This window comes from Ruminococcus sp. (genome assembly GCF_016287535.1).
Lineage (GTDB): Bacteria > Bacillota > Clostridia > Oscillospirales > Ruminococcaceae > Ruminococcus.
This window is the reverse complement of the sequence record NZ_JAEFAJ010000011.1, coordinates 64,011-77,131: the sequence shown is the minus strand read 5'-3', so window position 1 is coordinate 77,131 and position 13,121 is coordinate 64,011. Positions and strand designations below refer to the sequence as shown.

Genomic DNA, 13,121 nt, shown 5'->3' with positions numbered 1-13,121 from the left:
ACGGCAAGTACAGTCTCGAAGAGACAGTTGCTCCTGACGGCTACACAACAGTAACCAAGTTCACATTCACAGTTGAGAATGGCAAGGTCAAGGACGTAAGCACAGTTACAGACGGCAAGGCTTATGTTGACGAAGACGGACACCTTGTTGTAGAGGATAACAAGTCCACAATCACACTTGACAAGAAGTCACTGGGCGCAGAACCAATACCGGAATCAGCAGGCAAGGCAACATTCGTGCTTGCAGTTGAGGAAACCGGCAAGACACTTGAAGGCGTAACAGTCGGCGAAGGTGAAAAGGCAAAGACTCTCACAGCTGATGACAAGTCAGTTAAGTTCGAGGGCAACAGTGCCAAGTTTGAAGGCTTGAAGGACGGCAAGTACAGTCTCGAAGAGACAGTTGCTCCTGACGGCTACACAACAGTAACCAAGTTCACATTCACAGTTGAAAACGGCAAGGTTACAGATGTAAGCACCGTAACAGACGGCAAGGCTTACGTTGATGAAGACGGTCACCTTGTAGTAGAGGATACAAAGAATACTATCACACTTGACAAGAAGTCACTGGGCGCAGAGCCTATTCCGGAATCAGCAGGCAAGGCAACATTCGTACTTGCAGTTGAAGAAACCGGCAAGACCCTTGAAGGCGTAACAGTCGGCGAAGGTGAAAAGGCAAAGACCCTCACATCTTCTGATAAGTCAGTTACATTCGAGGGCAACAGTGCTAAGTTTGAAGGTTTGAAGGACGGCAAGTACAGTCTCGAAGAGACAGTTGCTCCTGACGGCTACACAACAGTAACCAAGTTCACATTCACAGTTGAGAATGGCAAGGTCAAGGACGTAAGCACAGTTACAGACGGCAAGGCTTATGTAGATGAAGACGGACACCTTGTTGTAGAGGATAACAAGTCCACAATCACACTTGACAAGAAGTCTCTCGGTGCAGAGCCAATACCGGAATCAGCAGGCAAGGCAACATTCGTGCTTGCAGTTGAGGAAACCGGCAAGACACTTGAAGGCGTAACAGTCGGCGAAGGTGAAAAGGCTAAGACTCTCACAGCTGATGACAAGTCAGTTACATTCGAGGGCAACAGCGCCAAGTTTGAAGGCTTGAAGGACGGCAAGTACAGTCTCGAAGAGACAGCAGCTCCTGACGGCTATACAACAGTAACCAAGTTCACATTCACAGTCAAGGACGGCAAGGTTACAGATGTAAGCACTGTAACAGACGGCAAGGCTTATGTTGATGAAAACGGACACCTCGTTGTAGAGGATACAAAGTCTGTTATCACTATCGACAAGCTCGCTCTCGGCGGAACACCTATTCCGGAGTCAGCAGGCAAGGCTAAGTTCACTCTCAATGCAAAGGGTGAATCAAACGACCTCAGCGGCGTAACAGTCGGCGAGGGCTCGGCTGCAAAGGCAGTTAAAAACGGTGCGAAGTCTGTAGAGTTCGAGGGCAACAGCGCTAAGCTCACAGGTCTGAAGGACGGCGTTTACTCACTGGTTGAGAATGCAGCTCCTACAGGTTATTCAGTAGTTACCGAGTTCACATTCACAGTTGAGAACGGCAGGGTAACAAAGGTAGATACAGTAACAACCGGCAGAACTTCAGTATCTGAGGACGGCAAGAGCTTCAGTGTTGAGGATGCTGCATACGTAAGCATAAGCAAGAGTGATATCACCGGCGAAAATGAGATCGCAGGCGCAAAGATCCAGATCACAAATGCTGATATCGACTGGTCTTCTATCCTTGAAGCAAACAAGGGCGACAGCGATTTCGTGAACGTATATGACAGCAATAACAATGTTATCGGTGTCGAGTGGATATCAGGAAGCACAGCCAAGATCATTCAGGCACTTATCGACGGTAAGTACACACTGAAGGAAACAGGCGACAAGTTTGAGAACGGCGGAAAGGTATATGATATCATAACCTCCGAGCTTGAATTCACTATCAAGGACAGCAGGATCGTTGATGCAAGCGGTAAGGATCTCAAGACTGAAAATGATAAGGACGCTGAAGGCGGCTACTATGTAGTTGACAAGAACGGCAACAATATTGAGGTATGCGATGCAGAGGCAGTTGTAACAACAACTACAACTACTACAGGCACAACAACCACAACAAACACAACAACCACAACTACCACAACTACTACAACTACGACAACTACAGTAACTGATACCTCTTCAACAACAACTACAACAACTACTACATCTACAAGCACAACTACACCCGTAACAACAACGACTACAACGACAACAAAGGCTGCGGCTAAGGTCAATATCAACAAGGTTGATGACATCGCAGGCAGTGAAGTAAAGGGTGCCAAGCTCACACTTACAGGTAAGGACGGCAGCGGCAGATCTGTTGTATTCAAGGACGGTCAGCTTGAGGTCGGCGAAGGCGGCGAGGCTGTAAACAGCGTCGGAAACGCACTCGTATGGATCTCAGGTACAGAAAAGACCATCGTTACAGTTGAGGACGGTACATATACTCTCGTAGAGCTTCAGGCTCCGGAGGAGTATGAGAAGGCTGAGAGCGTAGAGTTCACAGTCAAGGACGGAAAGGTCGTTAAGGGCGGCGAGTCTGATGGCAGTGTAGTTATGGTAGACAAGCACATAGTGACAACTACAACTACCACAACTACTACGACAACAACAACGACGACAACCACAACCACTACTACAACAACATCGACTACAACTACTACCACAACTACGACCACACCTACAACTACAACAACAACCACTACGACAACTACAACTACAACTCCTACAACCACAACAACTACTACCACCACAACTACAACTCCTACAACTACCACCACAACAGAAACGACTACCACCACTACTACAACAACTACTACATCAACTACAACCACTACTACGACAACGACTACAACTACAACAACCACCACAACAACTACTACCACAACGACTACGACCACCACACCTACCACAACAACTACAACCGTTACAAGTACCGATCAGAAGGGCAATGAGATATCTCTCACCACCTCTACTACAACTGTAACAGATGACAGCAGTCAGGTATCAAGAACAACTTCAACTACTACCGAGACTACTACATCTACTACAACAGAAACTGATCCGGCTACTACAACAACCACAACTACAACAACTACTACCGCAACCACAACCAAGACAAACAGCACTACAACAAAGAAGTCTACCGCAGGTTCTCCGAATACAGGCGCTAAGCGCGCAGGCGCAGCATTTGCGGTCATCGCACTTGCAATGGCTGCAGCGTTCGCAGCTCGTCCAAGGAAGAATGACGAAGACTGATACAGTATAAGATAAAGACTTATCTTGACGGCTGTCAGGCAGCAATGCCTGGCAGCCGACTTTTTTTGAAAAAATACTTGTAATCGGCAAGAAAATCTGCTATAATAATACTGCATTATGATATTATGGAGGTGCATTATGAGTTCTGACCCTTATGGGAATAATATGAATAGTATTCCACGCTTCGGCAGACGATAATGCTCTCGTCCTTCGCCGGAGTGAATTTCGGCGAAAGGAGCAAAGCTGTCCGTTTAGTGCGGACGGCAAAAAATATGATAAACTTTTACAATTACACTAACGGTGTGCTGACTCAGTGCGAAGCTCCTGCTGCTGGCTGCTGGATCTCGGTCGTCGATCCTACTCCGCAGGAGGTAAAGGAACTGATCGAGGATTACGGTCTCGACAGCGGCTTCGTTAAGTCCTCTATCGATGAGGAGGAGTCGTCACGTATCGAACGTGAGGACGACCAGACACTTGTTATCATAGACACGCCGGTTTCGGCTATTGATGACGACAAGACCAAAAACTTCTATACCCTGCCTATGGGTATAATCGTAACATCGGAGTATGTTTTCACTATCTCCATACGCGAAACGCAGATCATAAATGAGGCGACAAGAGGCGGTATCCGAAACCTCCGTCCCGACTTCAAAACAAGATTCGTGCTTCAGCTGCTGCTGAGGATATCGGCACTGTTCCTTACCTACCTGAAACAGATAGACAAGATATCATCGGCTGCCGAGCAGGAGCTCCACGACGCAATGAAGAACGAGCTTCTCATGCAGCTCCTTGCTCTTGAGAAGTCACTCGTATACTTTTCCACGTCGCTCAAAGCGAATGAAGCAACTATCGAGAAGATATTCCGCGGCAGAGTCATCAAGCTCTACGACGAGGATCAGGATCTTCTTGAGGACGTGCTCATCGAGATGAAGCAGGCGATAGAGATGTCCAGCATCTATTCGGGCATTCTGTCCAGTATGATGGACGGCTTCTCGTCGATAATCTCAAATAACCAGAATATCGTCATGTGGCGATTGACTATAGTCACTATCATACTTGAGATACCGAATATCATGTTTGCCTTTTATGGTATCAACACAGAAGATATACCATTCAACTATACATGGGTGGCGCTTTCGCTGACCGCGTTCCTGACGGGAATAACAGCCTTTGTTCTGCTGAAATGGAAAAAGAAATAGCTTGTACGGGCGGATATTATCCGCCCTTTTTTGTTTGAAATTCGGAATTATAGGTGCTGCCTTTGGCAGCACCTGATAATATCATCGAAGCTTGCGGACGTCCAATGGGCGTCCCTGCTGATATCCAACGGCTAATGGCTAAAAGCTTTAAGATATTAGCAAATTATGGATTTACAAACCTTGATTAGTGTGGTATAATAACTGTGTATACATATTTTATGTAAAGGACGGTCCTTTATTATGTCGAAGAATTATGATGTTATTATAGCCGGCTGCGGTGCAGCAGGACTTTACGCGGCTATCAATCTCCCGAAAGAGCTGAATATACTTATCATATGCAAGCGTGATCTGCCGCTCTGCAATTCATCGCTTGCGCAGGGAGGTATCGCGGGAGTATACAACTCTCCTTCGGACAATATCCAGTATCATCAGAATGATACCCTGATCGCAGGCAGCTTCAAGAACAATGTTGAAGCTGTTCATACCCTTGTCAGCGAGGCTGCTCAGGATATCGAGCATATCATCAAGCTTGGAGTTGAGTTCGACAAGAACCCCGACGGCACCTACCATCGCACCCTTGAGGGCGGCCACAGCCATCACCGTATCTTCCACCATGCCGACGCGACCGGCAAGGAGATAACCTCAACTCTCCTCGAAAACGTCCGGAAGCTCAGCAATGTCACTATTATGGAAAACACAATGATGTGCGCTGTCAAGCAGACAAAGACAGGCTATTCGGCTTTCCTGAAGCTGCATGATGATACCTATGAGACCTGCAACTGCCATTTCATGATACTTGCAACAGGCGGTATCGGACGTGTGTACCAGTTCACTACAAACTCTGCTATCGCTACAGGCGACGGTATAACCTTTGCCTACGAAATGGGCGCTAAGATAAAGAACCTCAGTTATGTGCAGTTCCACCCGACTGCGTTCAACAACAGAGCTACACGTGAGTGCTTCCTTATTTCGGAGGCTGTCCGCGGCGAGGGCGCTTATCTGCTTAACTGCAAGAAGGAGCGCTTCATGCACAACTATGACGAGCGTCTTGAGCTTGCTCCGAGAGATGTTGTTTCACACGCTATCGTGCTTGAATCGCGCAAGCAGAATTCTACGGACTTCTATCTTGACATAAGCTATAAGGACAGCGAGTTTTTAAAGAAACGCTTCCCGATGATATACCAGAATCTTCTTGAACAGGGCTACGATCTCACCAAGGAGCCTGTACCGATATTCCCGTGTCAGCACTACCTTATGGGCGGTATCGACGTTGACAACAACTCCGAGACAAGTCTGCCGAACCTCTATGCCTGCGGCGAATGTTCGCATACAGGTGTTCACGGCAGCAACCGCCTTGCGAGCAATTCACTGCTTGAAGCGCTTGTATTCTCACGCCATGCGGCAAATAGTATCGCTTCCAAGCTTGCTGACGCTCCTAAGGATTTTGATGAGGCAGAGTTCGACGCTCATGCCGGCAGTCCGAGGATACCCAAGGGCGTCCGCACGGAGACAAGAAAGATACTCCAGAACTGCTACTTCGTTATCCCCGACAAAAAGGCAGCCGCAGAGGGCTTCAGGCGCGTTAAGGAGATACGCGAGGACCTTATAAACGGCGGTTATTTTGTGGATGCCGACTTCGTGCTTGCCAAGTCCATAGTGACTGTTGCCTATATAATACTCGGTGAGGTAATGCAGTAATTATCCTCAGGAGGTCTGATGTCGCCGTGCTGATGCGTTACTTTTAATGAGGTGATGTATATGAAAAATAGCATAAGGCTTATGGCTGCACTCCTGCTTTCTGCCGCTGCGGCAGTTGCTTCTGCAGCATATCATGTCAGCGCAGCTTCAACAATGGTAAAGGGCGACATCAACCGTGATGATATTGTATCTGTAGGAGATATGGTGGTGCTGAAAAATCATCTGCTCGGCAGATACGGACTTAACGATACTCAGACCATCGCAGCCGATATAAACGGAGACTGCGCAGTGGACTCGCTTGATCTTGCTGCCTTGCAGGATATTATCCTCGGAAGCATGGATAAGCTCCCTGTGGGAACGTGGATAGGCGACTGCGGCGGCGGAAAGAGATATTTCTGCTTTGACAGCGGTACTGTGAAGATAACTGACCCGACGGCAGGTACGTCGGAAAGCTTTCTGCTTGATGTTACAGGAAATGAGGCTGTTTTCAGGGCGCCTGACAGCGGCAGTGAGCTTTCTGCGTTCATTACATGGACGGACGATCTTTCATTCGTATTGAAATGGGAGAACGGAAGCACTGAGAGCTTTCGCTACTTCTGCGCGGAAAAGATAAGTCCTGAGGAGTTCCTCAGCGGCAGGTGGGTAACTTCCGGTGGGCGTACATTCGAGATAAGCGGTCTGAGCGGTAAACTGACGGAAAAGGACGGTACTGTGAGCCGTTTTGAATACGCTCCCGACGGCGAAAATATCACATTCCGTTTCGGAAGCACCGATAACAGGACTCCCGGAAAGATAGTCCATAACGACTCCATGCATTTTACTGTGACATGGAACGACGGTACTTCTGAAAGGTTCACACGTCAGGAGATAGAGGTGCGTGACGGTATAACCTACGTGAACGGTATACTCATCGCAAACAAGACCTACTCTCTGCCCTCTGACTATAATCCCGGTAAGATCCTCTCCGAAGCACAGGCGGCTTTTGATACCATGAAGGCTGACGCCGCAAAGGAGGGCATATATCTTAGTATAGTTTCGGGCTTCAGGTCGTATACTTATCAGGGACAGCTCTACAGCAGCTACGTGAACCGTGACGGAAAGGCGGCTGCGGATACCTACTCCGCAAGGGCAGGACATTCTGAACACCAGACCGGTCTCGCCATGGATATAAACAATGCAGGCAGCGGCTTCAATAATACAAAGGAAGCAAAATGGCTCGCCGCAAACTGCGTGAAATACGGTTTTATCATACGCTATCCTCTGGGCAAGGAGGATATAACAGGCTATCAGTATGAGTCCTGGCACGTCCGCTACCTCGGCAGGGAGCTTGCAAGGGAGGTCGCGGATTCGGGGCTTACCTTGGAGGAGTTCCTGTGTATAGACTCTAAATATAAAACATGATTTTGCGGAGCAAAATCATGTTTTGAGCCGTTAGCCATTAGCCGTTAGCTCATTGTAGGGGCGGATATTATCCGCCCGTAATAAAATGTTCGCTGTATAGGGGAGGGCGCCATCGCCCTCCCATTAAGGGAACGCCTTCTCTTGCAAGGCGTTCCCTCTTCAAAAACAGTCCGCCGGACTGTTTTTGAATTCACCCTTTGCGAGGCGCCTATCGGATACGAGGCTCTGCCCCGCCCCCCGCAAGGGCTGTCAGCCCTTGACCTGACCAAAGGGTTGTGAACCCTTTGGAATCCCGTTCATGGTTTTGGCATAATTATTGTGCTGTAAGCGATGTACAATTAACAGCATAATTTAATGTGAGCGAGTTTACGAGCGCCAACGTGGCAAGCGCCGCCGCTCGCTCAGCGGCAAATTTTGATTTACGATAGAAAGGAATAATATCATGAAGCTTTTACAATGCTATGTTGACAATATAATCACTACCGCACTCATGGAGGACATAAACTATACCGACGCTGCGGCGGATAACCTTATCCCCCCGGAGCACAGGAGCTCCGCTTACTATGTCGCAAAGGACACGGGAGTTGTCTGCGGTATCGAGATCGCTAAACGAGTTTTCGACCTTGCAGGCGGTGACGTTGACTTTAAGATACTCCTCAGCGACGGTACAAAGGTGCAGAAAGGCGACATAATCGCTGAGCTGGAGGGAAGTACCCTTACTCTGCTGAAGGGCGAGAGGACTGCGCTCAATCTGCTTCAGCATATGTCCGGTATCGCAACTGCCACAAACAAGTGCGTTGAGCTCGTAAAGGGCACAAAGGCTGCCGTTACCGATACGAGAAAAACTCTCCCCGGTCTCCGTGCGATACAGAAGTATGCGGTGACAGTGGGCGGCGGAAAAAATCACCGCTTCAACCTCTCCGACGCGGCTATGCTCAAGGACAACCATATCGACGCTTACGGCGGTATCACAGCGGCGGTTTCGGCTCTCCGTGAGAAGATAGGACATACCGTCAAAATAGAAGTAGAGGTGCGCACTCTTGACGAGCTCAGGGAAGCTCTCGAAACAGGTGTGGAGATAATCATGCTTGACAATATGAGCTGCGACGAGATGAAGCAGGCTGTAGATATAGCAGGCGGAAAAGCTCTGCTCGAAGCATCGGGAAACGTAACCGCCGAAAATATCCGCGCTGTTGCGGAGACAGGCGTTGATATAATCTCTCTCGGAGCTCTTACACATTCTGTAAAGTGCTTCGATATTTCCATGAAGATAAAGAAGTGAAATCAGTTGCTTTTTCATAAGAATAAACCATAAACGGAGGTCACAATGAAGCTGCTTGCAATAGACGGAAACAGTATACTCAACCGGGCTTTTTACGGTATAAAGCTGCTCACCAACAAAAAAGGACAATTCACCAACGCCATATTCGGCTTTATGAATATATACCTCAGGAATGTTGAGGACGTGAAGCCCGACGCGGTCGCTGTGGCTTTCGACCTGCGCACTCCTACTTTCCGGCATAAGGCTGTGTCCTACTACAAGGCGAACCGAAAGGGTATGCCCCCGGAGCTTGCCGAGCAGCTGCCGAGAGTGAAGGAGCTCCTCACTCTTATGGGCGTAAAGGTAGTTGAGTGTGAGGGCTATGAAGCGGACGACGTTCTCGGCACGCTTTCAAAGCTCTGCTCTGACAGCGGAAACGAGTGCTTCGTACTGACCGGCGACCGTGACAGCCTGCAGCTCATCGACGACAGGGTAACTGTTGTGCTTGCCACCAACAAGGAGAATATATACTACACTCCTCAGCGGTTTACTGAGGATTACGGCTTCGAGCCGATAAAGCTCATAGACCTGAAAGCCCTTATGGGAGACAGCTCCGACAACATTCCCGGAGTTGCGGGGATAGGCGAAAAAACAGCCTCCGCTCTCATAAAGGAGTACGGCTGCATAGAGACGCTCTATGAAAAATACGAGGAGTCGGGGCTCACAAAGGGAGTCAAAGCAAAGCTTGCGGCAGGCGCTGATTCCGCAAAGGAGAGCAAATGGCTTGTGACTATAGTCCGTGACGCTCCCATAGAGACAGACCTTGAAAGCTACAGACCCGGTGCTCCCGACAGAGGCGCTATCGGACGTATGCTCACGGAGCTGGAAATGTTCAAGCTCCTTGACAAGCTGGGTATAAACGCTGCGGAGAGCACAAATTCGGCTCCGGAGACAAAGGCTGAGGAGGCTCCTGCCATTGACGCAGAGATAAGTGAACTGACAGCTGATATCATCGGAAAAATAAAAAAATGCGAGTATCTTTTCCGTGATGATAAGCTCTCTGTACGCAGCGGTGACAAGGTCTATACCACCGGGAACGAGGATATCATAAAAGCGTTTTTCGGCTCGGACTGCGAAAAGTCCACTGACGACGCAAAGGCTCATTACCGCTGGGCAATGGCTCACGGAGGCGAGCTGAAAAGCCTTAAAAACGACGCGGCTATCTGCGGATATCTGCTGAATACATCAGCTTCCGACTACGCTGTGGACAAGCTCTGCGCCGAGTACGGCGTTCACTTCTACAGCGAAAACGGTGACCTTGCGGAGCTCCTTTCGCTCCGTGGGCTTATTGAAAAGCTCCGCGCCGAGATAGAGTCCGAGGGCATGACAGAGCTTCTTGAAAAGGTGGAGCTGCCGCTTACAGAGGTGCTTGCATCAATGGAGGACGCAGGCGTTCTCATTGACAAAAAGGGCGTTGAGGACTTCGGCGTGTCACTTTCGGAAATGACAGAGGAAACTCAGCAGATGATATACGACGAGGCAGGGCACGAGTTCAATATATCCTCGCCCAAGCAGCTGGGAACGGTACTCTTTGAGGAAATGGGACTGCCTGCAAAGAAGAAGACAAAGAGCGGATATTCCACCAATGCGGAGGTGCTGGAGGAGCTGCGCAACTATGCTCCCATAGTTGACAACGTGCTGAAATACAGGCAGTACACAAAGCTTAATTCCACTTACGTTGTGGGACTTCTTGACAAGATAGCTCCCGACGGACGTATCCATACATGGTTCAGACAGACGGAGACAAGAACGGGACGTATCAGCTCCACGGAGCCGAATATGCAGAATATCCCTGTACGTACCGAGCTTGGCGCACAGATGAGAAAGTTCTTCACCGCCGGCGAGGGAAAGGTGCTTATCGACGCGGACTACAGCCAGATAGAGCTGAGAGTTATGGCTCACCTCTGCGGCGATGAGAATATGACGGAGGCGTTCACTTCGGGAGAGGATATACACACCTCAACTGCGGCTCAGGTATTCGATATGCCCCTGTTCATGGTCACTCCGGAGATGAGAAGTGCCGCAAAGGCAGTTAACTTCGGTATAATCTACGGTATCGGAGCCTTTTCACTTGCAAAGGATATCGGTACTTCCGTTGCCAAGGCAAAGAAGTACATCGCGGACTACCTTGCAAAGTATCCCAAGGTGAACGAGTTCATGGAGAACACGGTGGACAGCGCCTTCAGGGACGGCTATGTCACCACTATGTTCGGCAGAAAGCGCCGTATCCCGGAGCTTTCCTCTTCAAACAAGGTATTACAGGCGGCAGGCAAGCGTATCGCTATGAACACTCCCGTGCAGGGAACTGCGGCAGACCTTATAAAGATAGCAATGATAAATGTTTATAACCGCCTCAAAACGGAAAAGCTCAGCGCAAAGCTGATATTGCAGGTACACGACGAGCTCATCATCGAGTCGGATACAGCCTGTGCTGACAGGTGCGCGGATCTTCTCAAAGAGGAGATGCAGGGCGTTTACGATATGAAGGTGCCTCTTGCAGTCGATGTTCATCAGGGACATTCATGGTACGACGCTAAGTCATAAGCCTTTAGCCTGTAGGGGACGCCGCCCTCGGCGTCCCTCAAATTACACATAAAAGGGCAGGAACCGATGAATAATTCTCAATTCTCAATTCTCAATTCTCAATTAAACTACGAGGCGCTGTCCGCTCTTGACAGGCTTTGTATCGGCGGGGACGGCTGGTCCGCGGAGGACTTCCGCTCAGAAGCTGAAAAGGACGGCGGCATAGTTCTTGCGGCATACCGCGGCGAGAGCCTCGCAGGGCTTATAGCCGGCTTTACAGCCGCGGATACGGGAGAGATACTCACTGTGGCGACTGCTCCTGAGTACCGCAGACAGGGTGTGGGGAAAATGCTTATGGAAGCTTTTCTTGAAGCCATACCGGAGGGCGTGGAGACTATAGCCCTTGAAGTAAGGCAGTCCAATGCCGCAGCTGTCGCTCTTTATAAGAGCTTCGGCTTTGAAAGGGTGGGGGTGCGGAAAAGGTTCTACCGTGACCCTGTTGAGGACGCTGACGTTATGGTGCTTGATAGAACTAAGACCTAAGAGCTAAGAACTAAGTGTAGGGGCGAACAGTGTTCGCCCGTGTATGTCCCTACATAAGTAAATAAAAAAGAAAGAAGTTAAAGTATGCTTATACTCGGAATAGAAAGCTCCTGCGACGAGACCGCCGCAAGCGTGGTAAAGGACTGCCGGACTATACTCTCTTCAGTCGTATCCACACAGATAGAGGAGCACAGAAAGTACGGCGGAGTAGTACCGGAGATAGCCTCACGCAGACACTGTGAGAATATCCTCGGCGTTGTAAGTCAGGCTCTTGACGAGGCTCAGGTGAAGCTCTCAGACCTCGACGGCATAGCTGTTACCTACGCTCCCGGACTTATAGGCGCTCTCCTTGTGGGAGTGAGCTTCGCAAAGGCTCTTGCCATGTCCTCTGGAAAGCCGCTCATACCGGTACATCACATAGCAGGCCATATCGCAACGAACTATCTGACATTCCCGGAGCTTGAACCGCCTTACCTCTGTCTTGTGGCAAGCGGCGGTCACAGTCATATAATAGAAGTCCTCGGCTATACCGATTTCCATGTAGTGGGAAGAACTCACGATGACGCGGCAGGAGAGTGCTTTGACAAGTGCGCGAGGGCTATGGGCTTTCCGTATCCCGGCGGAGTACATATAGACAATGCCGCGCAGACAGGCGACAGTAACGCATTCAGGCTGCCTCACCCGGCTGTGGCAGGAAGCGAGTTCGATTTCAGCTTCTCCGGACTGAAGACAAATGTTATAAACCTTCTCCACAACGCTGAGCAGAAGGGGACAGACATAAACCGGAACGATCTTGCGGCAAGTCTTCAGGCGACTATCGCGGAGATACTCACAGACAAGACCGTCCGTGCCGCCGAAGCGCTCGGCTATAAAAAGGTGGCACTTGCAGGAGGCGTTTCCGCAAATACCGGAGTACGCGCCGCACTGTCGGAAGCCTGTGCGAAGCGCGGTTTCGAGTTCTATATGCCGGAGAAGAAGCTCTGCGGTGACAACGGCGCTATGATAGCCTGTCAGGGAAGCTATAACCTGCTTGCAGGCATAACCGCCGACGAGAGCCTTAACGCCGTGGCAACTCTGTCTATGGACGACCTCAGCAAAAAGTAAGATAAAAAGCTGCACTCAGGT

General features: G+C 49.6%; 8 protein-coding genes. All 8 read left to right on the top strand.

Annotation, left to right across the window (positions count from 1 at the left end):
* Window positions 1–3,311: SpaA isopeptide-forming pilin-related protein (locus QZZ36_RS06445; RefSeq protein WP_295078641.1), on the top strand; the 3,311-nt coding region annotated here is incomplete at its 5' end.
* 272 nt (window positions 3,312–3,583) lie between these two features.
* Window positions 3,584–4,510 (top strand): magnesium transporter CorA family protein, encoded by a 927-nt coding sequence (locus QZZ36_RS06440; RefSeq protein WP_295078638.1) that lies wholly within the window; start codon window positions 3,584–3,586, stop codon window positions 4,508–4,510.
* Between the two features lie 240 nt (window positions 4,511–4,750).
* Window positions 4,751–6,208: an FAD-binding protein gene (locus tag QZZ36_RS06435; RefSeq protein ID WP_295078635.1), complete on the top strand. Its 1,458-nt coding sequence runs from the start codon at window positions 4,751–4,753 to the stop codon at window positions 6,206–6,208.
* Window positions 6,209–6,268: 60 nt separating this feature from the next.
* Window positions 6,269–7,609, top strand: coding sequence for a D-alanyl-D-alanine carboxypeptidase family protein (locus tag QZZ36_RS06430; protein ID WP_295078631.1), 1,341 nt, complete (start codon window positions 6,269–6,271; stop codon window positions 7,607–7,609).
* A gap of 442 nt (window positions 7,610–8,051) precedes the next feature.
* Entirely contained in the window at window positions 8,052–8,891 is an 840-nt protein-coding gene (gene nadC / locus QZZ36_RS06425) for a carboxylating nicotinate-nucleotide diphosphorylase (RefSeq protein ID WP_295078628.1), read from the top strand.
* Window positions 8,892–8,936: 45 nt separating this feature from the next.
* The gene (polA, locus tag QZZ36_RS06420) at window positions 8,937–11,474 is read left to right on the top strand and encodes a DNA polymerase I (RefSeq protein ID WP_295078625.1); all 2,538 of its coding nucleotides are present in this window, start codon (window positions 8,937–8,939) and stop codon (window positions 11,472–11,474) included.
* Window positions 11,475–11,540: 66 nt separating this feature from the next.
* Complete coding sequence (rimI, locus tag QZZ36_RS06415; RefSeq protein ID WP_295078622.1) at window positions 11,541–11,996, top strand: ribosomal protein S18-alanine N-acetyltransferase; 456 nt, start codon at window positions 11,541–11,543, stop codon at window positions 11,994–11,996.
* Window positions 11,997–12,080: 84 nt separating this feature from the next.
* Window positions 12,081–13,100 carry a tRNA (adenosine(37)-N6)-threonylcarbamoyltransferase complex transferase subunit TsaD gene (gene tsaD / locus QZZ36_RS06410; RefSeq protein ID WP_295078619.1) on the top strand — a complete coding sequence of 340 codons (1,020 nt, stop codon included), beginning with the start codon at window positions 12,081–12,083 and terminating at the stop codon, window positions 13,098–13,100.
* The last annotated feature ends 21 nt before the right edge of the window (window positions 13,101–13,121 follow it).